General features: G+C 40.7%; 22 protein-coding genes and 1 other RNA gene. 14 read left to right on the top strand and 9 right to left on the bottom strand.

The window, feature by feature from the left end:
• Positions 1-68 precede the first annotated feature (68 nt).
• The 4 genes from dolP to I6E78_RS00565 are packed head-to-tail and all read right to left on the bottom strand — an operon-like array spanning position 69 to position 3,518.
• Positions 69-635, bottom strand: a complete 567-nt coding sequence (gene dolP, locus I6E78_RS00580) for a division/outer membrane stress-associated lipid-binding lipoprotein (protein ID WP_011329173.1) — start codon at positions 633-635, stop codon at positions 69-71.
• On the bottom strand, positions 628-1,221 hold the full coding sequence (locus tag I6E78_RS00575; RefSeq protein WP_011329172.1) for an SIS domain-containing protein: 594 nt from the start codon (positions 1,219-1,221) through the stop codon (positions 628-630). Before I6E78_RS00575 ends, dolP begins: the two co-directional genes overlap by 8 nt.
• A 34-nt stretch (positions 1,222-1,255) precedes the next feature.
• Complete coding sequence (locus tag I6E78_RS00570; protein WP_011329171.1) at positions 1,256-1,627, bottom strand: YraN family protein; 372 nt, start codon at positions 1,625-1,627, stop codon at positions 1,256-1,258.
• Between the two features lie 13 nt (positions 1,628-1,640).
• The gene (locus I6E78_RS00565) at positions 1,641-3,518 is read right to left on the bottom strand and encodes a penicillin-binding protein activator (protein WP_179806976.1); all 1,878 of its coding nucleotides are present in this window, start codon (positions 3,516-3,518) and stop codon (positions 1,641-1,643) included.
• 61 nt (positions 3,519-3,579) lie between these two features.
• Here I6E78_RS00565 and rsmI point away from each other — a divergent pair, with 61 nt between their 5' ends.
• Positions 3,580-4,437 carry a 16S rRNA (cytidine(1402)-2'-O)-methyltransferase gene (gene rsmI, locus I6E78_RS00560; RefSeq protein ID WP_086995415.1) on the top strand — a complete coding sequence of 286 codons (858 nt, stop codon included), beginning with the start codon at positions 3,580-3,582 and terminating at the stop codon, positions 4,435-4,437.
• Positions 4,438-4,480: 43 nt separating this feature from the next.
• Positions 4,481-4,845: RNase P RNA component class A (gene rnpB / locus I6E78_RS00555), an RNA gene on the top strand.
• A gap of 109 nt (positions 4,846-4,954) precedes the next feature.
• Here rnpB and I6E78_RS00550 read toward each other — a convergent pair.
• Positions 4,955-6,034: a mechanosensitive ion channel family protein gene (locus I6E78_RS00550; RefSeq protein ID WP_197181844.1), complete on the bottom strand. Its 1,080-nt coding sequence runs from the start codon at positions 6,032-6,034 to the stop codon at positions 4,955-4,957.
• 114 nt (positions 6,035-6,148) lie between these two features.
• On the opposite strand from I6E78_RS00550, the gene I6E78_RS00545 reads away from it, so the two are divergent.
• Positions 6,149-7,108: a YihY/virulence factor BrkB family protein gene (locus I6E78_RS00545; protein WP_011329167.1), complete on the top strand. Its 960-nt coding sequence runs from the start codon at positions 6,149-6,151 to the stop codon at positions 7,106-7,108.
• Positions 7,109-7,168: 60 nt separating this feature from the next.
• On the opposite strand, the gene I6E78_RS00540 is transcribed toward I6E78_RS00545, so the two are convergent.
• Complete coding sequence (locus tag I6E78_RS00540; RefSeq protein ID WP_331459133.1) at positions 7,169-10,192, bottom strand: bifunctional diguanylate cyclase/phosphodiesterase; 3,024 nt, start codon at positions 10,190-10,192, stop codon at positions 7,169-7,171.
• A gap of 336 nt (positions 10,193-10,528) precedes the next feature.
• Here I6E78_RS00540 and I6E78_RS00535 point away from each other — a divergent pair, with 336 nt between their 5' ends.
• Complete coding sequence (locus tag I6E78_RS00535; RefSeq protein WP_086993251.1) at positions 10,529-11,371, top strand: pirin family protein; 843 nt, start codon at positions 10,529-10,531, stop codon at positions 11,369-11,371.
• Between the two features lie 103 nt (positions 11,372-11,474).
• Here the strand turns inward: I6E78_RS00535 and I6E78_RS00530 are convergent, their stop codons facing one another.
• The 3 genes from I6E78_RS00530 to I6E78_RS00520 form a co-directional block, all read right to left on the bottom strand.
• Entirely contained in the window at positions 11,475-11,717 is a 243-nt protein-coding gene (locus tag I6E78_RS00530) for a hypothetical protein (RefSeq protein WP_011329164.1), read from the bottom strand.
• A gap of 200 nt (positions 11,718-11,917) precedes the next feature.
• Positions 11,918-12,373: a hypothetical protein gene (locus I6E78_RS00525; RefSeq protein ID WP_011329163.1), complete on the bottom strand. Its 456-nt coding sequence runs from the start codon at positions 12,371-12,373 to the stop codon at positions 11,918-11,920.
• Between the two features lie 6 nt (positions 12,374-12,379).
• Positions 12,380-12,706 (bottom strand): hypothetical protein, encoded by a 327-nt coding sequence (locus I6E78_RS00520; protein ID WP_011329162.1) that lies wholly within the window; start codon positions 12,704-12,706, stop codon positions 12,380-12,382.
• A gap of 493 nt (positions 12,707-13,199) precedes the next feature.
• Here I6E78_RS00520 and mraZ point away from each other — a divergent pair, with 493 nt between their 5' ends.
• The 10 genes from mraZ to murG are packed head-to-tail and all read left to right on the top strand — an operon-like array spanning position 13,200 to position 24,280.
• Positions 13,200-13,658: a division/cell wall cluster transcriptional repressor MraZ gene (gene mraZ / locus I6E78_RS00515; RefSeq protein WP_011329161.1), complete on the top strand. Its 459-nt coding sequence runs from the start codon at positions 13,200-13,202 to the stop codon at positions 13,656-13,658.
• 28 nt (positions 13,659-13,686) lie between these two features.
• On the top strand, positions 13,687-14,625 hold the full coding sequence (rsmH, locus tag I6E78_RS00510; protein ID WP_089368734.1) for a 16S rRNA (cytosine(1402)-N(4))-methyltransferase RsmH: 939 nt from the start codon (positions 13,687-13,689) through the stop codon (positions 14,623-14,625).
• Positions 14,622-14,948 (top strand): cell division protein FtsL, encoded by a 327-nt coding sequence (gene ftsL / locus I6E78_RS00505; RefSeq protein WP_011329159.1) that lies wholly within the window; start codon positions 14,622-14,624, stop codon positions 14,946-14,948. The genes rsmH and ftsL overlap by 4 nt, the downstream gene beginning before the upstream one ends.
• Complete coding sequence (locus I6E78_RS00500) at positions 14,945-16,762, top strand: penicillin-binding transpeptidase domain-containing protein (RefSeq protein WP_197181792.1); 1,818 nt, start codon at positions 14,945-14,947, stop codon at positions 16,760-16,762. The genes ftsL and I6E78_RS00500 overlap by 4 nt, the downstream gene beginning before the upstream one ends.
• Positions 16,755-18,233 (top strand): UDP-N-acetylmuramoyl-L-alanyl-D-glutamate--2,6-diaminopimelate ligase, encoded by a 1,479-nt coding sequence (murE, locus tag I6E78_RS00495; RefSeq protein ID WP_182676484.1) that lies wholly within the window; start codon positions 16,755-16,757, stop codon positions 18,231-18,233. The genes I6E78_RS00500 and murE overlap by 8 nt, the downstream gene beginning before the upstream one ends.
• Positions 18,230-19,612: a UDP-N-acetylmuramoyl-tripeptide--D-alanyl-D-alanine ligase gene (locus I6E78_RS00490; protein WP_011329156.1), complete on the top strand. Its 1,383-nt coding sequence runs from the start codon at positions 18,230-18,232 to the stop codon at positions 19,610-19,612. Before murE ends, I6E78_RS00490 begins: the two co-directional genes overlap by 4 nt.
• Complete coding sequence (mraY, locus tag I6E78_RS00485) at positions 19,612-20,694, top strand: phospho-N-acetylmuramoyl-pentapeptide-transferase (RefSeq protein ID WP_011329155.1); 1,083 nt, start codon at positions 19,612-19,614, stop codon at positions 20,692-20,694. The genes I6E78_RS00490 and mraY overlap by 1 nt, the downstream gene beginning before the upstream one ends.
• Complete coding sequence (gene murD, locus I6E78_RS00480; RefSeq protein ID WP_197181791.1) at positions 20,695-22,035, top strand: UDP-N-acetylmuramoyl-L-alanine--D-glutamate ligase; 1,341 nt, start codon at positions 20,695-20,697, stop codon at positions 22,033-22,035.
• On the top strand, positions 22,032-23,207 hold the full coding sequence (ftsW, locus tag I6E78_RS00475) for a cell division protein FtsW (protein ID WP_041454565.1): 1,176 nt from the start codon (positions 22,032-22,034) through the stop codon (positions 23,205-23,207). The genes murD and ftsW overlap by 4 nt, the downstream gene beginning before the upstream one ends.
• Entirely contained in the window at positions 23,204-24,280 is a 1,077-nt protein-coding gene (gene murG / locus I6E78_RS00470; protein WP_086993258.1) for an undecaprenyldiphospho-muramoylpentapeptide beta-N-acetylglucosaminyltransferase, read from the top strand. Before ftsW ends, murG begins: the two co-directional genes overlap by 4 nt.
• Positions 24,281-24,294 lie beyond the last annotated feature (14 nt).

The following is a 24,294-nucleotide window of genomic DNA, read 5'->3' as shown; positions in this document are numbered from 1 at the left end:
TTCCCACCGGTATAAAAAACCTTGCAGTGTTAACTACAAGGCTTTTATATTCATCGAACCAGCTATCTTTACAAATATTCAAATACTTTAATTACGCGCTCAACACCCGATACATTACGCGCAATATTTACTGCTTGCTCTGCTTCTGCGTCAGAAACTAAACCCATCAAAAATACTTCGGCATTTTCAGTCACTACTTTAATATTATTACTACTAATATTTTTAGCGGTTAATAGCTGTGCTTTTACTTTTGAGGTTAACCAAGAGTCATGAGTTTGGGTAGTCACCCCAATATTTGAACCAATACGAATTTGGTTATGTATTTTTCGAATGCCAGCAACACTCTCAATGGCTCTATTAGCTTCGTTTTTCATTTCTTCATTGGCAACTTGGCCAACTAATAAAACAATGCCATTAACGCTTACAGCGCTAATATGAGCAAATTTATGCAAGCGATCTACTTCACTAATTGCAATGCTAGCTTTTATTTCAATATTGCTGTCATCGATCTGAGAGCCAATTGTGCGACGATCGTTTGCAGCTGTTATTGCACTAGCAGTACCAGCAACCACTGCGGCTGCACACCCTTGCAGTAATACAACCGTGCCTAAAATAATAAGGGAGCGTTTAAACATAATTTTCATCCTGCGGGAAAAGCGTTAAATCAACCAGTTCACTTAAACAATGTAAGTTAACTAAATGCGACTCAATAATACGGCTTGGGCGTTTAGAAGGCGTTCTAATCTCAACATCATTAGGGCCAAGTAAACCAACTAGCTCACCGCCGTCATCACCAACCATAACTATGACCTTCATATCCTTAGTTAGTGCCGCCTCTACCGCTGAAATAATTTGTTTTTCATTACCATTAATAGCCAGTGCCAGCAGTAAGTCACCTTGTTGAGCAAAGGCACGTACTTGACGAGCAAACGTGTCGTAATCGTCAACCTGAGTACTTTGCCCTAAGTTAATACTCTCTTGCGATAAAGCAATAGCTGGCAGGCAAGGGCGCTCGGTTTCATAATGATTAACTAAAACACCTGCCATGTGTTGAGCAAGCATATGGCAGTTAGCTGTACCGCAACAAATAAGCTTATTGCCGTTGATCAGGCTTTGAGCAATGGTAAAAGCGGCTGACTCTAATGCACTGGGTAATACCTCACCCGCTGCTATTTGTACCTGAATGCTTTCTGTAAAAATTTCTTTAATTGTGTCTTGCATAGAATACCAACAATTTATACCTAGTTCTTAGTTTTTAAAATACGTTTTTGAGCCAGTTAATATGCATAGACGGCTCTCCAGTGATTGCTACATAATCGATTCTTAACGGCTGATTTGTTAGGTTTTTAGCGGCTAAGTAATGATAAATACTGCGTTTTAAGCGTGCTTGTTTTTGTATACTTAATGCGTAATTAGCGCCGCCGCGAGCGTGGTTTTTACGAAACTTAACTTCCACAAAAACCAAAGTGTTACCGTCTTTCATAATTACATCAAGTTCGCCAAAGGGGCAGTAATAGTTACGCTCAATTGCTGTTAACCCTTGAGAAACTAAATACTTTTGTGCCTGGAGCTCATAATACTGGCCTTTTTCACGACTGTTTTGCCACAGCTGTTTAAACCAAGACATGTCGCCCCCTTAGTTATTCGGTAATGTATAAGTCACTGGCTGATTGCATAAATAATGGTACAGGGCGTTGTGTTTTTAGTTGCACAGCCTTAATCCGACGATTGGTATATTGTGCCCAGTCTAATGTGCGTTCAATATGCCCGCTGGTATTAACCGAGAGCTTACCACTTAAACCGCTAAACTGATTCCCAGGGGAAAGACTTAGTTGTTTAATGTCATGTAATATAGTTACTGCATCGTAGGCCATAGCAAATAAACGCTGACTTATATCGGCGTGCTCTGGCCACAATGTTTCGTATTGCTGGCGAAGATTATGCTGTTTAATTTGCGACTTTAACATCCAAGGAAGTTCGGTAAAGTATAAGCCATCTAAGTCGCCTTTATCGGTACGATCAATTTGGCTACTATGGCTTTTAGAACTAGCATAAAGCGGGATCCTATCAGCAAATGTACTTACATTAACGTCTAAATACGGCTTTATTAAACGGGTTTCTATTGCATCGCCTAAGATATAAATAGCGTCTATATCGCTGCGCGAGCGTGTTTCGTTTTCGACTTCTTGCTTAAATAAAGTTTTAACGGTTTTGATCCGCTCTTTACTTTTATCAACCTCAAGTAAGCTGGTAATCGTATCAGGCATGTCTTGATTACTGTTATAAAAGCCAATTTGTGGTTTGGTTTCGCTATAGCGTTGCCACTGCAGGTTAAAGTAATCAACCAAACGCTGCCCGTTTGCATTATTAGGCGCAAGTAACATAGGCTTTTGGTAGCACTGAGCTAAAAAGTGCTCTAATGCTTGTTGTACTTCATGCTCGGGGTTAAGGGCAAAAAAGTAGTGCTGTAACGAAAGCCGCTCACCATCAAAGGTATTTAAATGCATAGTAGGTATGTCTATAAGCACTTGCGCATTAGCAAGTTTATCTATATTCGCTTTTAACAGTGGACCAACAACAAAGTCGGGTTTTATTTGCGCTATTTTAGCCGTAATTTCATCAACATCACTGTTTTCATCAATAAAAATGGTTTCATTAATGCTTTGCTGATCAAGTGCTGCGAGCACGCCGGCTTTAAGTGCATCACCTAAGCGTTCATTAGCACCAGATTGCGGCAGTAGTACAACTAAACGCTCTATTATTACAGGCGTTAAGTCATTCACTAACTCATCTTGTTTAGATAAAACTACTTTAGCAGGGTGCCCGGGGTAGCGTCTCAACCAATTATTAATAGCTTGGTCAAGTTCAACGGCACTGCCAGCATAAACTTGATGGTACAAAGCAAGGTTAACCCAACCTTGTTGAATAACCGACCCTCTGTTAAAGCGTTCAAGTGTATAAGAGGAAAGCTTTTTTAAGTTATCCCATAAGTTTTGGTTTAGCTGTGCAATATCAATATTGTTTTTAGTAGCAGACTCAGACGCTGCAAAAAAGTAAGGGGCTGCGCGTTTCGCAAAGTCTTGCGATGCATACACACTGGCGGTTAAAAATTGATGCCAGGCAAAATGTTCAGGCTGTTTAAGTTGACCATCTAACGACTGCAAAATAACTAACGCTTGAGCGTTTTTATTTTGCTGCTTTTGCGCAAACGCAATATAAAGACGATTTTGAATCTGATCAACACTTGGGGTTAATTCTAACTCACCGCATACCTTTTCTAATAACGACCAACTTTGCTCATTCACTGCAGCATCGCGGGCACTATAAAGTAGCTGTATTTTATCGGCACCTTGGCGGTTTTTCGCCAATTGGTAGATAGATAACGCACTATTAGCTTGGTTTTTTAGTGCATTGGCACTGTTACTGAAGTTATCACTGTTTTTAGTTGGTTTTTCGGTTGTGCTACACGCCGATAACCCTGACAATATAATTAATAGACTAACTAGTTTAAGTCGCACAATGATTTCCCAATACGTTAACGCGATTTGCTTATATTACTGACTGACGCAGGAGACCTCAATGTTAAATGAGGAGAATTCACAGAAAATTGGCACTCTTTACATTGTAGCCACCCCAATTGGCAATTATGACGACTTAAGTCAGCGTGCAATCGCGACATTATCGCAAGTTGACTTAATCGCTGCTGAAGACACACGCCATACTGGCAAGCTACTTAGCCACTTTGGTATCAAGGCTAAAACCTTTGCTTTACACGATCATAACGAAAAGCAAAAAGCACAACAAATTATCGATCAGCTCAATCAAGGCTTAAATATAGCCTTAGTATCAGACGCAGGCACACCTTTGATCAGCGATCCTGGCTATGCGGTGGTTAATTTATGCCGCGAGCAAGGCGCACATGTTACACCCATTCCTGGAGCATGCGCTGCAATAACCGCTGTATGCTGTTCTGGCTTACCAACTGATCGCTTTCAATTTGTTGGTTTTACACCAGCAAAAAGTAAAGCACGCCAAGAATTTTTTATTGATGCAGTTAATTCTGGCATTACTAGCATAATGTATGAAAGTACCCATCGTATTATGGCAAGCCTTGATGACTTAGCCGAGGCACTTGGCGATGATCAGCAAGTGGTGTTTGCTAAAGAGCTGACTAAAACCTTTGAAACATTTTTTAATGGCAGTGTGAGTGAGTTAAAAGCATTTTTAACTAACGATCCTACCAAGCAGCGCGGCGAAATAGTACTCATGTTGCCGGGTAAACCTAAGCTAATAGACGACGTACCGCCTGAAGCACGTAAAATGCTAGCGCTGCTTGAAAGCGAAATGCCAATGAAAAAAGCCTGCGGTATTGTAGCCGATTACTTTGGTATGAAAAAAAATGCGCTGTATAAAACAATAATTGACGAAAAAGGGTAAATCTTTACTGCGCTTGGCATTATCCTCAGGTATAATCCGCGCCGAGTTAGCCAAGATAATCGCTGCCTGTGACGAAAATGATCAGGGGGAGGAAAGTCCGGGCTCCATAGGGCAGAGTGCCAGTTAACGGCTGGGGGGCGCGAGCCCACGACAAGTGCAGCAGAGAGAAGACCGCCAATCTTCGGATTGGTAAGGGTGAAAGGGTGCGGTAAGAGCGCACCGGGCCGCTAGTAATAGTCGGTTGCAAGGTAAACTCCACTCGGAGCAAGACCAAATAGGGTTCCTTATGGCGTGGCCCACGTTGGAACCGGGTAGGTTGCTTGAGCCATAGAGCGATTTATGGCCTAGACGAATGATTATCACTTTCTTCGGAAAGGACAGAACCCGGCTTATACGGCTAACTCACTCATTCAATAAAAAACCCGCAGTGCAAACTGCGGGCTTTTTTGTGTCTAAAATAAAAGTAGGCTCGATATAACCTGATACGACCTTATAAAACTAGCTCCCTGATTTTTAACTAGATAATATTTTTACCTTGCTCGGGATCGCGGGATTGATCTGCTTGCTCGCGTATTTCATCGGTGTCGCTACTTACGTCATCTAAGTTTTTGGCTTGAGCTTGTGTTTCTGATACTTTTTTAGTTGGCGCTATAGGCTCACTTTTTTCTGGGGTTACAGCTTCAAGGTTAGGATCGCTAAGTATAATGCGTTCTCTGGCATCGTCTGGCATGCTGATGTTATGACTAGTAAATTCGTTTACTAATTCTCGCATTAGCTGTGAGGCCACTTTAGCGGTACTGAACTGCTCGCTATTAACCCAAAAAAATAACGTAAAGTTAATTGTTGATGAGCCTAGGTTTTTAATTAATACCTGCGCAGGTGGATCGGTTAATACTGCGTTTTGTTGGTTTGCAATTGTGAGGGCTAGGGTTTGTGCGCTGCGTATATCGTTATCATACCCTATGCCTATTTCTACTTTGCCGCGCATTTTAGGGTTGGCAGTGAGGTTTTTAATAATATTTTTGTACACAGTGGCATTAGGTATTTGAATATGGTTACCGTCGTAGTCAACTAAAGTGGTTGCGCGAGCGGTTACTTTTTTAACTATGCCGAGGCGGCCTTCTACCTCAATTACATCATCTATTTTAAAAGGGCGTTGTATGCTTAATAATAAACTAGCTATAAAATTTTCGGCAATATCTCTAAATGCAAAACTGAGAATAAGCCCTATCAAACCTGTGCCACTCATTATAGCTACGGCAAACTGTGTCAGCCCAGCTAAACGTAAAAATAAGTAAATACCCAATAGTAGGATTAAAATACTTATACTTCGTCTTATAACCAGATGAATAAGTGCACTATCGGTTAAATATTCAATAGGTTTAATTAATAGGCGTGATAACGGCCTGGCAAGGATGTAACTTATTACAACTATAATAATCCCTAAAAATAGGGTGGGTAAGGTTTGCACTACTACATGTAGGAATTGCATGCTTTGCTCTTGCAAAAACGCCCACGACAATACATCGGCTTTAATGCTTGGAGTAGCAGGGGCTGCATTAACTGCAGTTATAATGTTATTTAAAGCACTGAGCATGGGGGTTATCCGTGTTAAATCATCTTTATAAACAATAATAGCAAGTTTAATACCAAGCGCATTGGTGTTGGCAAACATTTTGCTCTCTTACTGCTATATAACAAAGGAGTTAAAATGAGCGATGTAAAACGTGGTCAAGATGCACAGCAACCAGTAAATATTCCGTTGCTTGGTTGGTGGGATATTACTAAGCGTATTTTTACTCAAATGAGTCGTGATAATTTATCGTTAGTGGCCGCTGGCGTGGCATTTTATGCGTTACTGGCTATTTTTCCGGCGCTTGCTGCACTTGTATCTATTTATGCCTATTTTGCATCACCTACAGATATAGGGGCGCATTTAAGTCAGGTAATTGAGCTGCTACCAGAGAGTACCGGAGAGTTAATTTTGTCGCAAATAGCCAGTATCGCCCAAAGCTCAAGTACTAGCTTGAGTTTGAGCGCAATTGGCACATTAATATTAACTATTTGGAGTAGTTCAAAGGGCAGCCAAGCATTAATTACAGCCTGTAATATAAGTTATCAGGAATATGAAAAACGCTCATTTTTTAAAGCACAACTTGTACGCTTTCTGTTTTCGATTGGCGCTATTGTAGTGGCTATTTTTGCGCTGTTAATTATTGGTATTTTACCGGTAGTACTTAATTTAGTGGGATTAAAAGAAAATATAGATTTACTCATCACGTTTATTTCATGGCCATTATTAGCATTTACTTTTAACTTTGCCTTAGTGCTTTTATACCGTTACGCGCCGCATCGTAAACCTGCTAAATGGCGTTGGATCACCTTAGGATCTGTTATTGCGACAATTTTATGGATAGTCGCTTCAATTGGTTTTTCATTTTATGTATCGAAATTTGCCAGTTATAACGAAACTTATGGCTCGTTAGGTGGGGTGGTTATTATGCTGATGTGGCTATACATTAGTGCTTATATTGTAATTTTAGGGGCGACAATTAATGCTGCCTCAGAGCAACAAACTGCAATAGATAGTACAATAGGCCCAGATAAGAAAAGAGGTGAGCGCGGAGCCTATGTTGCCGATCATCTTGATGTGAAAGAGCTTAATAGGTAAGTAACTTTACAAGTACTCATAATAGAGTACTTGGGTAATGTTTGGTGCCTAACGCTGTGGTTATTTTAGTGCAATGATTTGGCTTGTGGTTAGTAAGCTCATAAACTGCTCTTTAGGTAAGGGTTTTGAAAATAAATAGCCTTGCCCATAGTCGCAACCAGCTTCAAGTAACAGTTGCATTTGCTGCTTGGTTTCTATTCCTTCAGCAATTACTTTTAACCCTAACTGATGCGCCATAACGATAATGGTTTCGCACAATACCAGCTCCTGGCTACCTTTATTAATGTTATCAACAAAGCGTTTATCTATTTTAAGGTAGTCGGTATCCATTTCTTGTAAGTAAGCGAGAGAAGAGTAACCGGTGCCAAAATCATCAAGGGCTAATTGCATTCCCGACTGAACCAGTGCCTTTAAACGGCTTTGTGTTAAAGCCTCAGGGTTGACCATTAAGCCTTCTGTTATTTCAGCAACAATTGATGATGCAGGCAGGTTTGCTGCATTAAGCATAGCTCCCCACTCATCTATCCCGCTATCTGGGGTAGATAGCTGTATTGGCGATACATTAACGCTCAGCTGAAAATCATTGGTTATGTGTGCTTTTATATCATTGAGTGTTTGTAATGCTTGGGAGAAAACAAATTGCCCAAGTATATTTATTTGTCGGGTTTCCTCAGCTAACGGAATAAAGTCAGCAGGGCTTATTAAGCCTTTTTCAGGGTGACGCCAACGAATTAATCCTTCAGCTTTGTGTACGTGCAAGTCTTTTAGGCAGACGATAGGTTGATAAAACAATTCAAACTGCTCAAGCTCTATTGCTGTTCGTAATTCTTTAAGTAGCAGCATGCGCATTTGCGCTTTTTCGCGCATGTCATGGGAGAAAAATTCAAAGCCATTACGGCCATTAACTTTTGCTTTATACATTGCTTGATCGGCTGCTTTGAGTAACTGCTCAGTATTTTCGCCATCATTAGGGGCTGAGGCAATACCTATACTGGCACTAATAAACAACTCTTCGTTTTCAATATAAATAGCCGATGACAAGCTAAGTAAAATATTTTCAGCTATTTGCTTTATATGCTGTTCTTTAATTTTACTAAATACGATTACAAATTCGTCGCCGCCAATGCGGGAAACAAACTCGGCATTTTTTGCTGACTCTAAAATACGCTGCGACACAAATTTAAGTAAAGCATCACCATAATGGTGCCCTAAAGTGTCGTTAACGTCTTTAAAGTGATCTATGTCGAGCAACATAATAACCAGTTGCTCGGCATTATTTTCTACACGCGTAAAACATTCATTTAAACGTTTTTTTAACTCTAATCGATTCGGTAAGTCAGTAAGGTGATCAAAGTGAGCTTGTTTCCAAATAAGCGCATCGGCTTGTTTTTTTTCTGTTAAGTCTGTAAATATGGCTATACGACGAACCGGCATGTTATTGTCATCATACACAGTATCTATAGTTAACCATTCCACGTAAAGCTCACCATTTTTACGGCGATTAATAATTTCTCCCTGCCAACGCCCCGTGCTTGTTAGTTCTGCCCACAGAGCCTGATAAAATGTCTTATCGTGCTTGCCAGAGGACAAAACACTGATCGTTTTATTAATTACTTCTTCTTTAGAAAAAAGCGTGGTTTTACTAAAAGCAGGGTTAACATCGAATATAATGCCATTTTCATCGGTTATAGCCATTCCTTCACTACTGTTATCGTACACAAGCGACGCTAAGTGTAGGGCTTCTTCATTTTGTTTGCGCTGGGTTATATCGCGTAGCACTACTACAAACTCATGGTTAGTTTGCATTGGGTTTATTCTGGCTTCAAAGCTTTTAATATCAGTTTGGCTTTGCAAGGTAAACTCTAAGTTACTTGAGCTTTTTGAAGTTGAAGTAGGGAGGTTATTGAGAATTAACTGTGCATTACGCTCAGTAACAAAACTAGCTAAAGTTAAGTTGTTTACCGATTGCGTAACATCAGGAATATTAAATGATCCCCCAATATTAGAAACATCACCTTTGTTGTTAATCTTTAAGTAACTATCTGGCAGCGCACTTAATAAACTGGTTAACTCATCGTGTTTATTTTTAAGGTTAGCCTCAGTAGCTAAGCGAGTTTCAGCCATTATTTTAAAGCGTTGATATAAAACCTTGAGTTCGGGGCTGTTAGGAGTGTCATTTTGCTCAGATGGCATAACGCCATTTGCTAAGCTGTCGGTTGCTTTAGTTAGGTTATTAATAGGTGTAAAAATACTTACTTTAAGTAGTTTGTAGGCAATAAATGTTAGCAGTAATAAAAAGATTATAAATACAGTTAAAGAGATTATAAAGTTATGATTTATTTGTGCTAAAACATCGGTGACGGGTAAACCAATATAAATATCTAAGTTGTTATTATGTGGATCGTTATAAATAGTTGAGCGAGAAAAAATACGGATAATACCTTGCTCATCTGTAATAAAATGAGAATCAGCCTGCATCGACTCCACATAACTTTGGGCAATGCTATTACCTATTAAAGTAGTGTTTTTGGGGTAGTGAGCTAAAATTTTAGTGTTAGAATCAACAATGGCAACTAACGATCCATCAGGTAAGTTAATTTCATTTATTGCTGCATTCCACCAATCTAAGGCAATCACAATTATAACAGCGCCTTTGGTAACCCCAGCGGTATTTTTTAACGACAGCGCAAAATTCACCGTTGTTGTTTGTAAACTTCGATCTAGCTGAAAATAGCCTACAGATAGCATGTCGCTATTTAATGCATTTTTAAAATAATCTCTATCTGCAATATTTATATTTTTTACTTGCCCCGATGTGGCGCAACTAATATTCCCCTGCAAGTCAATCATGCCAATATTAGCAACATTATTGTAGAGTGACTTAAATAGCTCAAAATAGTCAGGGCAGGTGGTTAGCAGCTCATCATGCTTGCTTTCTTGTTGTGCGATATAGCGCGCTAAACGCTCAATATCATCAAGCATATTTTTTTGTTGTAATGAAAAACGGTTGGCAATATTGGTTGCTTGTAGCTCACTTTGCTTAATTGAATAGCTACGTTCTAGTAATAACGTAAAAATGATCACAGCGATCCCAGGAATGCTAAATAAAATAAGCAAACGGTAAAGCTGATTTTTAAGTGAAGTGGTAAAAATAATAATGCCTTAATAGAGATTTACGCCAAAAATAATTGTAGCTAACTTTTTGTTTAATAACCATATAAATATTAAGGATTAAAGCATTGCTTATTAAATCAAAAATCAGCTGTAATAACTACTATAACAGCAAGTCATTTTATAACAGTAATGTTTTAGGATAAAAGCTAAAATTCGTTTAAAAAGAATAAATGGTACGAATTAAACATATATACGTAAATTTTCAGTGTGATTAAATAGTGTTATCTACTTTATTGGAGCAATAAAATGAAAGTAATTAAACAACTAAGTGCGCACGCAACCCAAGATGGTGATGGCGTTAATATTAGTAGAATTCCCGGTTTTGATGGCAAGCACCTAGATCCCTTTTTAATGATTGACGAACTAAAGTCAGATAATAAAAACGATTACATTGGCGGTTTTCCTGCGCATCCTCATCGTGGTATGGAAACCTTTACCTATATTATTAAAGGTGGCTTTGAACACCGTGACCAAATGGGTAATAAAAAGGCCATAAAAGCAGGCGATGTACAATGGATGAGTACAGGTAAAGGGGTAATGCATAGTGAAATGCCATTGGCAGATGCCAATGAAGGGTTACATGGTTTTCAGATATGGATCAATATGCCCAGTGCAGAAAAAATGCGCGCACCAATTTACCAAGATACAACAGCGCATCCTGCGCCAGTTGCCACCAATGATAATGGAGTAACACTTAAAGCATTGGCAGGCACATGGCAGTTTGCCGATCAGGCTTTAACATCAAGCCTACAAACGCTCGCTGCAAATGCCGCTTTAGCTGATGTAACTTTACCTGCAGGACAGCGTTTTGAGTTGCCACCACTGAGCCAGCAAAAAGTGATGCTATATATTCATACCGGTTCGTTAACTACGCAAGCAGGTAACGTTATTGCAGCAAAACAGCTGTTAATACTAGAACCAGGGAGTGACATTGACTTATATACAGAGCAAGGAGCAGGTGTGCTTATTTTAGCTGGTGATGAGCTTCAACAACCAATTGCTCACATGGGGCCATTTGTAATGACCACTGAAGCTGAAATTCAGCAAGCTATTCGTGATTATCAAAACGGTGAGTTTGGTAATATTTAGAATCGCCGATTTATGATCAATGATCAATTAAGCCGCTTAACAAAGGCTAAAGCTATCAATTAGTGCTGCGCTATTATTTATTGCGCGGCACTGGTTTTATCCATTAAGCTAATAATCTTGCTAGCCAAGCATATTTTTTGATTAAACCAGATTTAGTACTACTAGCCTGCACAACAGCACCGGCTAAAAATGCGCTTGAAATACCAACTTTGGTAACCGCAAAGCGTTTTAATCTGTACTTAAACGCCATGTGATGTTGGCGTTTTAATTCACTTTGTAAATCCATTTGTTTACTAAGATTATTCACCGCTTTGTTTGGCGACTGAATTAAATAGTTAACCAGCATTGTTATCTCCTTGAAGGTTAAATAACCTGAACTTTGGATAATAAATCTATCTCAAACAGCTACTTTAAGCGCTAACTGCGTTGAATTTACTTGCAATAGGCCAGCTATTGACGCGTCAATTCGTCTTGTTTTCACTGAAAGTTTCTGGCTAGAGAAAATAAATTTAAACATAGTTATGATTCAATACGTTAGTAAATCTTTTAACCAGAATTCAGGTTAAATAACTGTTTTAAGCTACGTAATGTTTTACTAAAGCCAATTTTGTTACTTAAATAAATAGCACTTTTCCAAAGCCAAATTAAGCCTATAACTTGTAGTAAAGTTGCGGTTGCTATACTTAGCCATACAGAGGCAAATAACTCATAAACTCCAAAGCCAATTGCGCCCAATAAAACAATCCACAACAAAATCAAACCGCTGGCAAAACAACCCAAAAGTATAGTAATGAGTGCAAGTGATCTGAGCGACAAATGCCACTCAGCTTTTGCTAATTGTTTGGTAAGTTTGCCTTGCGTTTTGTAGTCATCCTTAATTTGCTCAGAATAGGCTAAAAGCTTAGCAATATGATCTTGCCAATCTTCCTTTTGGCTCGCGTCTTGGGCCGTTTGATTTTGAGCGTCACCATCCTTGGTCGCTGTTGTTTGTGGATTATTCATCATTGTTTACTTACGACGAAACAATGCAGTTACTAGCATACCTGCGGCAAATGCAATTCCAGCTGTTGCTAATGGGTTCTCTGCTGCAAGGGTGCGTGTTTTAGATGTATATTCACCTAGTTTTTCACGGGCAATGAGTTGCTTTTCACTCAGTGTTTCAGCAGAGCTAGTTGCCCCTTTTCTTACGCTGCTCTCTGCTACGGCTGCTTTACTAGAAAGTGCATCTACTGCGTCGTGTGCAGCCGATGTTGCTTTTTCTGTAAAGGGTGCTTCGTTAACTTCAGGTTTAGTCGCTGTAGTTGTTGATGTTTTAGTATTTGTTGCAGTAGCCATAATCAATCCTTAATAAAAATAAAGTTAAAAAAATTTATTGGTAAGTATATAGCTGCAATGATCAAACCAACTTTAAAATAACTTTAACTACATGATTTATATTAATATATGTGTTTTACGGTTGGCCAGCTTTAACTTGAGTCGTAACAATTGCCATATAATTGAGTAAATTTTACAAATGGCTAAATCATGCCTTAAAATTTGTAATTGTTCACTGGTTATTCAGTAAGCAAAAAGTGTAAACGAAAGGTTACTTAAAATGATAAGAAAAAATCTCACCACGAATTCCATTTTTTCCCACTTAATTCAATCGCTTTACGCTAAGCCTTATTTTTTCTAGCTTTGAGACGCGTTAAAGGAAGCCTGATTACTTGACAAAAAGCCTTGTCAAGCCCTAAACTGGAGCACTGTGGTAAAAAGTGGTTTATAGTGGATCAAAATGGATCGGGTTAATCAAAAGTGTTGATTAAAACAATTTTAAAGTAGGCTTTTTATGTTTCGTGGCGCAAGTTCGCTGAGTTTGGATGATAAAGGACGTTTTGCGGTACCCACTAAGTACCGAGACGATCTATTGTCTGAAGATCAGGGAACGGTTATTTGTACCGTCGCATTAAATGAGCCGTGTTTATGGTTATATCCATTGGCACAATGGCAAGAAATAGAAAGCCGCCTAGCAAAAATATCTAATATGAACCCACGAGCCCGTCGTATGCAGCGCATGTTGCTGGGTAATGCTACTGAATATCAACTTGATAAAAATGGCCGGATTTTGCTAGCGCCTTCGTTGCGCGCCCATGCAGATCTTGGCAAAAAAATCATGCTAGTTGGTTTAATGAATAAATTTGAAATATGGGATGAAGCGCGTTGGCATCAGCAAATGCGCCAAGATACAGAGCTTGAAAGGCTTGGTGATTTTGAACCACACCCAGATTTAGATAATTTCACACTCTAACGGCACAATAAAAGGCAAACAATAGCTAATGACAGCACAATTTGAACACGTATCCGTGCTTATGGACGAAACCATAGATGCACTTGCAATTAAGCCAGACGGTATATACATGGATGGCACTTTTGGACGTGGCGGTCATTCAGGTCAAATATTAGCGCGCCTTGGTAGTGAAGGTCGCCTACAGGCCATAGATCAAGATCCACAAGCAATTAAATCGGCTGAAAAATTTGCAGATGATCCACGCTTTGCAATTGCTCATACACGCTTTTCAAACCTATACGATGTGGCTGAGCAAAACGATCTGATTGGCAAAGTTGATGGCATTTTACTTGATATTGGCGTGTCGTCGCCACAGCTTGACGATGCACTGCGTGGCTTTAGCTTTATGAAAGATGGCCCGCTAGATATGCGCATGGATCCAACCACAGGGCGCAGTGCTGCACAGTGGCTGGCCGAAGCTGAACTTGACGATATTACCCATGTTATTAAAAAACTAGGTGAAGAAAAGTTTGGTAAGCGCATTGCGCACAAAGTGCTGGAAGTTCGCGAACATACGCCAATTACCACCACTAAGCAGCTTGCCGACTTGGTAGATGAAGCGGTACCGGTTAAAGATAAATTTAAACACCCAGCTACACGAACTTTTCAGGCTATTCGCATTTATATAAATAGTGAATTAGAAGAAATTCAAACAGCATTACAATCTGCGATTAAAGTTCTTAAGCCAGGTGGTCGCTTAGTTGTTATTTCGTTCCACTCTTTAGAGGATCGTATTGTAAAACAATTTATTAGAAAGCAAAGTCGTGGCGAGACGCTACCTCGAGGTTTACCTTTAACTGACGCACAAATAAATCAAAATTTGACATTAAAAGCTGTGGGTAAAGCCATTAAGCCAAGCGCTGCAGAAGTAGAGCGTAACCCACGTTCACGTAGCTCTGTACTTAGGATTGCGCAGAGGCTGGGATGAGTAAAAAAGCGAGCTATCGTCAACCTAATTTATTTTTTGAAATAATTAAAGGCCTAGGTGCTAATAAGCTTACCTCGGCCTTATTGGTTGTGATACTCGCTTCTAGTTTAACTTTGGTGCAAATAACGCACCTTGCGCGAGGGCAACTTATCGAGCAAGACTCGTTACTGCAACAACGCGACGAATTAGATTTAGAGTGGCGTTACTTATTAGTAGAAGAAGAGTTTTACTCTCAGCATGCACGCATTGAAGAAGTTGCTATATCGCAGTTAAAAATGAAACGGCCAACCAGCCAAGATGAGCAGGTGATAATACTACAATGAGAACTCGCGGCAAAAAACCGGTTAATAATTTAATCACATGGCGCTTTACTTTAGTTTGCGCAGTGGTGTTTTTAGTGTTTGTAACACTGGTAGCCCGTGCTGCTTATTTGCAAATATTAGAACCAGATAAAGCCCGCTCAGAAAGCGATAAGCGTACGGTGCGAGTTGAAAAACTGCATGTACAACGAGGCATGATATTTGACCGCAATGGTAAAGAATTAGCGGTAAGTGTACCTGTAGTGAGTGTGTATGCAGACCCCAAAGCACTGCACAAATCATTGGTATCTAAAGTACTAAGGCAAGCACGTAAAAATGGTGAAGATCACCAAGCATTAGCAGAAAATGCTGCTGAGCTAGATAAGCGTACTGCACTTTATTATAAAAACGATTTGCGCTGGCGTGAGCTTGCCGATGTTTTACGTTTAGAACCTAAAAAAATAAACTCACGCTTGCTAAACGATCCAACGCGCCGCTTTGTATATTTAAAGCGTCAAGTAACCCCCGCAGTGGCAAATTACATTGGTGATTTACGCCTACCAGGCATTCATTTACTCGACGAGTCAAAACGCTATTATCCCGCAGGCGAAGTAACTGCGCATATTATTGGCTTCACAAATATTGATGGTAAGGGTATTGAAGGCATAGAAAAGCTTTACGAAAATGCCCTTACAGGTGAAGAAGGCCGTCGTACAATTCGTAAAGACGCCCAAGGCCGTGAAGTTGCAGTACTTGACGAGCGAGAGCGTGTAGAGCCCGAAAGCATTCACTTAAGTATTGATCAGCGCATTCAAGGTATTGCTTACAAAGCGCTAAAATCGGCAGTGCTTACTTATAAAGCTACATCTGGCTCTGCCATGGTGGTAGATGTTAAAACCGGCGAAGTATTGGCTATGGTAAATAGCCCATCGTTTAATCCTAATAATTTAAATGACGCTGCCCCGCATAAGCGCCGTAACCGTGCTATTACAGATTTGTTTGAACCAGGTTCAACCGTTAAGCCTCTAGCCATTTTAGCTGGGCTAGACTACGGCGCAATTAAGGCCGATGACACCATTGACACCTACCCAGGTTGGATGCGATTAGGCGGCAGCTTAGTACAAGATACCCGTAACCACGGTGAGATGACGCTGCGCGAAATTTTAAAATATTCCTCAAATATGGGCGTTGCTAAAGTAACTCAGTTGCTACCCAAAGATTATTTAGTGGGATTATTTCAAAAGGTAGGATTTGGATCGGATTCTGGCACCGGTATGGTGGGTGAAAGCAGTGGGTTGTTTTATCCAAATCGCCGTTGGTCTGACTTCGAAATTGCTACATTATCATTTGGTTATGCTATTGCGGTAAGTACCGCGCAAATGGCACGTTTTTACACCATGTTAGGCGCAGGCGGAATTAATCGGCCATTAACCATTTTAAAGCAAGATGACATCCCTGAGGGGGAGCGTGTTTTTAAACAAAAAGACGTAGAAGCGGTTGTACACATGATGGAAAGTGTATTTGAAAAAGACGGTACAGCGCGCAGAATTAACGTAGATGGTTATCGAGCTGCTGGTAAAACAGGTACTTCTAAAAAAGCAGCTGTTGGTGGCTACGGTGACGAATATGTAGGCTACTTTGCCGGTATTGCACCTGCAAGTAATCCTAGATTAGCAGTGGTAGTGATGATTAACGAACCCGGCGGCGATGTGTACTATGGAGGTGCCACTGCTGGCCCTGCATTTGCAGAAATCGTCTCTAACGCATTAAGAATATTAAACGTAGCGCCCGATAAGGAAGAGGTAGCGTACGTAAAAGGTAAAGAGAACGATGCGTGATTTAAAAGCAATTTTAAAATATATAGAGATAGATGCCCCCTCGCAGCAGGTAGGGCACCTACGCCTTGATAGCCGGGAAGTAACGCCCGGTGATGTATTTGTGGCAATTAAAGGTCATCAATTAGATGGCGGACAATTTATTGCGAAGGCAATTGAAAATGGCGCGGTTGCAATTATTGCCGACAGATTATGCGAATTTGAAACTAGTTTTGAGCCACTTTACTTAGTGTCAGAGCTGACTAAAAAGCTCCCTGAGCTGGCGAGTCGCTTTTACCAGCAGCCAAGCCACATGCTTGATTTAATTGGTGTGACAGGTACAAACGGTAAATCGACCACCACGGCTATGATCGCTCATTTAGCGCAGTTTTGTAACAGCCAGTCGGCCATTATTGGCACCTTAGGCTATGGTCATCCAGATAATCTAACACCACTAATAAATACCACGCCATCGTCGGTTGATTTACAACGAATTTTAAATGATTTAAAGCAGCAAAATACCAAGCTAGTGGCGATGGAAGTGTCATCCCACGGATTAGTACAGCAGCGGGTTGCACAGTGTCAATTTAAAGCGGCGGTATTTACTAATTTATCGCGCGATCACCTCGACTACCATGGTGACATGGCGCGTTATGGTGATGCTAAGCTAATGTTGTTTAAAGACTTTGAGCCTGAACTTGTGGTTCTTAATCAAGATGATGGACAAACAGATCAGTGGCTCGAAAAATACAGCTTTAACAGTTTAGTGTGTTACGGGCGAAAAAACTTACCACCTAAAAATGCACAGTTTGTGTACTTTTCAGACGTTACTTATTCAGCGCAAGGCATAGCAGCACAATTAACTACAAGCTGGGGCGATATTGCTATAAAGTCGCCGTTATTTGGCGAATTTAATTTATATAATTTAACTGCGGCACTTGCAACTTTATTGGGGCTAGGTTATCCGCTAGCACAATTAATTGCAGGCTGTGCGCAATTGCAACCGGTAGCCGGACGCATGCAAGCATTTAGCGCCAAAGGCAAGCCAACCTGTATTGTTGATTACGCTCACACACCCGAGGCGCTTGCGCTTGCGCTGCAAGCATTACAGCAGCATGTACCTGGTGGAGTAAGTTGTGTATTTGGTTGTGGTGGCGACCGCGATAAAGGCAAGCGGGCATTAATGGCACAAGCGGTAGAGCAAAATGCGGATAAGGTTATTATTACCAGTGATAATCCACGTTCAGAAAACCCTGACGCCATTATTGCCGATGTAGCACAAGGTTTAGCGCAACCAACAAAAGCTTATTTAGAGGCCGATAGAGCAACAGCTATTAGTTACGCTATAAACAATGCCAAAGCAGACGAGGTTATTCTTATTGCTGGTAAAGGCCATGAAGACTATCAAATAATAGGTGAACAGCGCATCGATTTTTGCGATCGCCGTTACGTACAACAACAACTAAAAAAAGCAGTAAGAGGGACTCAAGCATGATCCCGATGGATTTTGATTGGCTAGCTAACGTGCTGGCAACCGATTATCAAGGTGATAATCAACCAGTGCTAAATATAAATACAGATACTCGCAGCATTTGCAGTGGTGAAGTGTTTTTAGCACTAAAAGGGCCAAATTTTGATGGTCATAAATTTATTGCCCAAGCAAAACAAAATGGCGCGATTGGCGTTATTGTGCAGCACAAAGTTGATGTTGATATTCCACAGTTTATAGTTGCCGATACCCGTTTAGCATTGGGAATTATAGGCGGCGCAGTAATGGCGCAAGTAGCCCCTAAAACTATTGCCATTACTGGCAGCGTTGGCAAAACCACAGTAAAAGAAATGTGCGCTGCAATTTTATCTGTGCATGGTGATGTACTAGCCACTAAAGGTAATTTTAATAACGATATTGGCGTACCGCTAACCTTATTACGCTTAGAGCCGCAACACCGTTTTGCCGTTATAGAGTTGGGTGCAAATCATTTAGGTGAAATTGCTTATACCACCGCTATGACCAAACCCGATGTTGCCGTGGTATGTAATGTAGCCGCCGCTCACTTAGAAGGTTTTGGCAGCTTAATGGGTGTGGCTAAAGCCAAAGGCGAAATTTTTGATGGGCTTAAAGATGATGGCGTTGCCATTGTTAATTGCGACAGTGAGTTTAGCCAATATTGGCTAGATAAACTCGATGGCCGTAAAGTAACGCGTTTTTCGAGCAGTGAAAAACTCGATATTTGGGCTGAAAATATTAGCCTAGATGAAAATGCTCGCGCTAGCTTTACCCTATGTACTAAAAACGCACAAATACCGGTTAAGCTTGCGCTACCAGGTAAGCATAATATTAGTAATGCACTTATTGCAGCAGCACTAACCAGTGAGTTTGATGTCACCCTTGAGGATATAGCCAATGCGCTGGCAACCATGGGGGATGTAAAAGGCCGCGTTAATTTAATTAATGTTTCTGACTTATTAACTGTGGTTGATGATACCTATAACGCCAATGTTAAATCGGTTAAAGCCGCCATTGATTTACTAAGTGACATGCAAGGGCATCGTATTTTAGCACTGGGCGACATGGGTGAACTTGGCGAAGAAGCACGTCAATATCATCAAGAAGTAGGCGAATATGCATTAGAGCAAGGCATCAATGAGCTGTTTACTTTAGGTGTATTAAGTCGCTATGCCAGTGATGTGTATGGCCTGCCAAATAGGCACTTTTCAAACCGTGAGCAAATGCTGCAACAAATTCAAACAAGTATTAAAAAAGTAGATAAAAAAACCACCATAGTCGTGAAGGGATCACGCAGTTCTCGCATGGAGCTTTTAGTAACCGATTTAGTTAATGGCCAGCAACAAGCCATCAATGGAGTATTTTAATGTTAGTTTGGCTGGCAGAGTATTTAACCCAATATTACACGGGCTTTAATGTTTTTTCGTACTTAACCCTACGTGCGATTTTAGGGATTTTAACCGCATTAATGATGTCGCTTTATTTAGGGCCTAAGTTAATTCGCGCTTTGCAACGTATGCAAATAGGGCAAACAGTGCGCGATGACGGTCCACAATCGCATTTATCAAAATCAGGAACGCCGACTATGGGTGGCTTACTGATTTTAGCGGCTATTTTTACCAGTACCTTATTATGGGCCGATTTATCAAATAAATATGTTTGGGCAACGTTATTTGTTATTGGCTCGTTAGGAGTGGTTGGCTTTGTGGATGACTACCGAAAAGTTATTCGTAAAGACCCTAAAGGTTTAATTGCTAAGTGGAAGTATTTTTGGCAATCAGTTATAGCCTTAGTTGTTGCTTGTGCATTATTTTTTACCAGCACTCAAGCCAATGAAACTTCGTTAGTTGTACCATTTTTTAAAGATGTATTACCGCAACTAGGCTTGTTTTACATTGTTATTACCTACTTTGCGTTAGTAGGAACATCAAACGCGGTAAACCTTACCGATGGACTTGATGGCCTTGCCATAGTACCCACTATTTTAGTGGCAGCAGCACTGGCAATTATTGCTTACTTAACTGGTAATGTGAATTTTTCGAATTACTTACATATTCCATATTTACCGCTGGCCAGTGAGCTTGTTGTGGTATGTACCGCAATAGTAGGCGCAGGGCTGGGCTTTTTATGGTTTAACACTTACCCAGCGCAAGTATTTATGGGCGATGTAGGCTCATTAGCATTAGGCGGTGCATTGGGTATTATTGCCGTATTAGTTCGCCAAGAGTTACTGCTTATTATTATGGGGGGGGTATTTGTAATGGAAGCCTTGTCGGTTATTTTACAAGTAGGCTCGTATAAATTACGCGGGCAACGAATTTTTAGAATGGCGCCTATCCATCATCATTACGAATTAAAAGGTTGGCCAGAGCCGCGGGTTATTGTGCGCTTTTGGATTATTTCAATCGTGCTAGTGTTAGCTGGCCTTGCGACGTTAAAGATTCGATAAATGCGATACTTAAGTGAGATAAAAAACAAACAAATAACAGTGCTCGGACTCGGTGTAACCGGTCTGGGCATTGTGCGTTTTTTAGTGTCTCAGGGTTTAACACCAACCGTGGTTGATAGCCGAATAAACCCACCGGGAATTGATTGGCTAAAACAAAATACGCCAACCTTAACTACCCGTTTTGGTGATTTGGACAGTGCCGATCTTTGCGCCAGCGATATGATCATTATTAGCCCAGGCCTTAGCTTAACAATTCCAGCAATTGCTAAAGCTATAAACGCAGGCGTTGAAGTGATTGGTGATGTTGAGTTGTTTGCCCGTATTAATACTAAACCTGTGGTTGCTGTTACGGGATCTAATGGTAAATCCACAGTAGTCACACTGGCGCAGCAGGTATTACTTGCTGCGGGTTATAAAGCAGCATTAGGTGGCAACATTGGCACCGCAGTGCTTGATTTACTACAAAGTGATTTAAGTAACAACGACGTTGATGTGTACGTATTGGAGTTGTCTAGTTTTCAGCTAGATACCACAACAAGTTTACAGCCAATTAGCGCCACCGTGCTGAATGTTTCAGAGGATCACCTCGATCGTTACGCCAGTTATCAAGCTTATATAGATTCCAAGCTGAGTATTTATAATAACGCAGCTTTAGTGATAACCAATGCAGACGACGAAGCCACGCATAGTAAAGTAAAATCCCAATTAAGTTTTGGTGCTAACCAGGGCGATTACAGCCTAGGCGAATATCAGCAACAAACATATTTTATGCAGGCTAACAAAGCCTTTTTACCAGTAACTAGCTTGGCAGTAGTAGGCAAGCACAATTATTTAAATGCTCTTGCGGTAATGGCGCTACTTAGCCCGTTTAATATTAGTAAAACACAATGCAGTACAGCATTTAGCCAATTCAATGGCCTTGCACACCGCTGTCAGTTTGTTGCTGAACGTGCTGGAGTTAAATACTTTAATGACTCTAAAGCCACTAATGTGGGGGCTACTATTGCTGCAATAGATAGCCTTGCAACTAATGGTCAACAATTAATAGTTATTGCTGGTGGGGATGCAAAAGGGGCCGATTTAAACGCCCTTACACCTTACTTACAGCAGCATGTTAAAGCGCTAATTTGCTTTGGAAAAGATGCCAAAGATTTAATGGCATTAACCAATAAAAGCCATTTAACCAATAATATGAGCGAAGCGGTAACACTGGCTAAGCAATTAAGCGAGCCCGGTAATATTGTGTTACTTGCCCCAGCTTGTGCCAGTATTGATATGTACAATAACTACATGCAACGCGGCGATGACTTTATACAATGTGTTATGGCGGAACAGCCATGATGGCCTTTGCCGATATTAAAGAAGCACTAACGCCCAAGCCTTCGGCGCAGCTCTACGATGTACCATTATTGTATTGCATGCTGATGTTAATGGGGGTGGGTTTTGTCATGGTTACCAGTGCATCTATGCCTACAGCAGACAGATTATTTGGTAATATTTATCATTTTACTATTCGGCACGGTATATTTTTAGCTTTGTCGTTTTGTTTATTTTGGATCACCACTTCAGTGCCTATGAGTTGGTGGAAAAAAGCGAATCCGTACTTGTTGTTAGTGGGTTTAGGCTTATTACTTATAGTGCTTATTGTTGGCCGAGAAGTAAACGGTTCAACTCGTTGGATACCCATAGGGCCGTTTAACATTCAGGCATCTGAGCTGGCTAAGCTATTCTTTTTTAGTTATATATCAGGTTATTTGGTGCGTAAACGTAGCGAAGTCCAAGAAAACATAAAAGGTTTTATTAAGCCAATACTAGTATTTGCGGCTTATGCAGGATTAATTTTAATGCAGCCTGACTTAGGTACTGTGGTCGTTATGTTTGTAACTACCGTGGGTTTATTGTTTTTAGCTGGTGCCAAACTTTGGCAGTTTTTTGTATTAATTCTAACCGGTGTTGCCTTGGTTATCGGGCTAATAGTGCTAGAACCATACCGTATGGCGCGGGTTATTGGCTTTTTAGAACCGTGGGACGATCCATTTGGCAAAGGGTATCAGTTAGTGCAATCGTTAATGGCTTACAGTCAAGGTGATTGGTTTGGCCAAGGCCTAGGTAACAGCGTACAAAAGCTACAATACTTACCCGAGGCGCATACCGATTTTATTTTTGCGGTAATAGCCGAAGAGCTTGGTTTTGTTGGTGTATCGAGCATATTAATAGTATTAGGCACCTTAGTGTTTAGAGCCTTACTAATTGGCCAAAATGCGCTTAAAAATGGTAAAGAATACGAAGGCTATTTAGCGTTGGCAATAGGTATTTGGTTTGCTTTTCAAACCATGGTGAACGTAGGCGCAAGTGCGGGTATTTTACCTACTAAAGGGTTAACACTGCCGTTTATTTCTTACGGTGGGTCGAGTTTACTCATGATGACAATTGCTGCTGGTATTTTATTACGTGTTGATTTTGAAACTAAAATGGCGACCAAACAAGCCACGTCAGGTGGAGCTAAGCGATGAGTAAAAAGTGTGTTGTAGTTGCCGGTGGTACTGGCGGACATATATTTCCGGGTATTGCTGTGGCCGACTACTTAAAGCAGCAAGGCTGGCAAGTAAGTTGGATAGGCACTCCCGATAGAATGGAAGCAACGGTTGTTCCTAAGCATAATATTGATATCAATTTTATTAATGTAAAAGGCGTACGTGGTAACGGAATAAAGCGTCTTATTAAAGCCCCATTCATGGTGCTTAATGCAATATTACAAGCGCGTAAAGTATTGAAAAGCGAAAAGCCCGATGTGGTACTCGCTATGGGCGGTTATGTAACTGGCCCAACAGGTATTGCAGCTAAAAGTTTAGGTATTCCGCTGGTGATTCATGAGCAAAACGCCATTGCCGGTATGAGCAATAAGTGGCTTGCTAAGTTTGCTAATCGGGTATTGGCGGCTTTTCCAAGTGCATTTGCTACAGGGCAAGCCGAGTTGGTTGGTAATCCAGTGCGAGAAAGCGTGGCAAATATTGCAGTGCGAGAAGTATCAAGCCCAATTAATATTTTAGTGGTAGGCGGCTCATTAGGAGCGCAAGTACTTAATACAACTTTGCCTGCTGCGTTTGCAGAGCTGGGTAATACCAATGCTATAAGTGTTTGGCACCAAACAGGTAAAGGGCACTTAGGCAGTGTTGAAGCTGCTTATAAGTCGCATAAATTTAGCACTGAAAATACAAAAGTAGCTGAATTTATAGATGATATAGACACAGCTTACGGCTGGGCTGATATTGTTATTTGCCGCTCGGGCGCGCTCACTGTGAGTGAAATTGCCGCTGCTGGTAAAATGGCAGTGTTTGTACCTTTTCCGCATGCGGTGGACGACCATCAAACAGCTAACGCACAGTATTTAGTTGTGGCAAATGGTGCATTACTAATGCCACAAGGGCAGTTTAATCAACAATCAATTGTTGCGCTTTTAAGCCCATATTTAGCTAAACCTTCATTAATTAAAGAAATGGCGGCAAATGCAAAACAGCAAGCCATTTTAGATGCCACAGCAAGCGTAGCTATGCACTGTGAGCAAGTAACCAATAAGAGAGCATAAGTGAAACAAACGTC

The organism is Pseudoalteromonas sp. NZS127 (assembly GCF_015864805.1).
Taxonomy (GTDB): domain Bacteria; phylum Pseudomonadota; class Gammaproteobacteria; order Enterobacterales; family Alteromonadaceae; genus Pseudoalteromonas; species Pseudoalteromonas nigrifaciens.
The sequence above is the reverse complement of the archived record's forward strand: the minus strand, read 5'-3'. Positions and strand labels throughout refer to the sequence as shown.

What these genes read in the sequence shown, in the direction of transcription:
- rsmH (WP_089368734.1), top strand. Translation starts at nt 13,687, where the DNA reads ATGACAGCACAATTTGAACACGTATCCGTGCTTATGGACGAAACCATA.
- mraY (WP_011329155.1), top strand. Translation starts at nt 19,612, where the DNA reads ATGTTAGTTTGGCTGGCAGAGTATTTAACCCAATATTACACGGGCTTT.
- I6E78_RS00575 (WP_011329172.1), bottom strand. Translation starts at nt 1,221, where the DNA reads ATGCAAGACACAATTAAAGAAATTTTTACAGAAAGCATTCAGGTACAA.
- ftsW (WP_041454565.1), top strand. Translation starts at nt 22,032, where the DNA reads ATGATGGCCTTTGCCGATATTAAAGAAGCACTAACGCCCAAGCCTTCG.
- I6E78_RS00550 (WP_197181844.1), bottom strand. Translation starts at nt 6,034, where the DNA reads ATGCTCAGTGCTTTAAATAACATTATAACTGCAGTTAATGCAGCCCCT.
- dolP (WP_011329173.1), bottom strand. Translation starts at nt 635, where the DNA reads ATGTTTAAACGCTCCCTTATTATTTTAGGCACGGTTGTATTACTGCAA.
- I6E78_RS00530 (WP_011329164.1), bottom strand. Translation starts at nt 11,717, where the DNA reads ATGCTGGTTAACTATTTAATTCAGTCGCCAAACAAAGCGGTGAATAAT.
- murE (WP_182676484.1), top strand. Translation starts at nt 16,755, where the DNA reads ATGCGTGATTTAAAAGCAATTTTAAAATATATAGAGATAGATGCCCCC.
- I6E78_RS00490 (WP_011329156.1), top strand. Translation starts at nt 18,230, where the DNA reads ATGATCCCGATGGATTTTGATTGGCTAGCTAACGTGCTGGCAACCGAT.
- ftsL (WP_011329159.1), top strand. Translation starts at nt 14,622, where the DNA reads ATGAGTAAAAAAGCGAGCTATCGTCAACCTAATTTATTTTTTGAAATA.
- I6E78_RS00520 (WP_011329162.1), bottom strand. Translation starts at nt 12,706, where the DNA reads ATGGCTACTGCAACAAATACTAAAACATCAACAACTACAGCGACTAAA.
- I6E78_RS00570 (WP_011329171.1), bottom strand. Translation starts at nt 1,627, where the DNA reads ATGTCTTGGTTTAAACAGCTGTGGCAAAACAGTCGTGAAAAAGGCCAG.
- murD (WP_197181791.1), top strand. Translation starts at nt 20,695, where the DNA reads ATGCGATACTTAAGTGAGATAAAAAACAAACAAATAACAGTGCTCGGA.
- I6E78_RS00535 (WP_086993251.1), top strand. Translation starts at nt 10,529, where the DNA reads ATGAAAGTAATTAAACAACTAAGTGCGCACGCAACCCAAGATGGTGAT.
- I6E78_RS00545 (WP_011329167.1), top strand. Translation starts at nt 6,149, where the DNA reads ATGAGCGATGTAAAACGTGGTCAAGATGCACAGCAACCAGTAAATATT.
- mraZ (WP_011329161.1), top strand. Translation starts at nt 13,200, where the DNA reads ATGTTTCGTGGCGCAAGTTCGCTGAGTTTGGATGATAAAGGACGTTTT.
- murG (WP_086993258.1), top strand. Translation starts at nt 23,204, where the DNA reads ATGAGTAAAAAGTGTGTTGTAGTTGCCGGTGGTACTGGCGGACATATA.
- rsmI (WP_086995415.1), top strand. Translation starts at nt 3,580, where the DNA reads ATGTTAAATGAGGAGAATTCACAGAAAATTGGCACTCTTTACATTGTA.
- I6E78_RS00525 (WP_011329163.1), bottom strand. Translation starts at nt 12,373, where the DNA reads ATGAATAATCCACAAACAACAGCGACCAAGGATGGTGACGCTCAAAAT.
- I6E78_RS00500 (WP_197181792.1), top strand. Translation starts at nt 14,945, where the DNA reads ATGAGAACTCGCGGCAAAAAACCGGTTAATAATTTAATCACATGGCGC.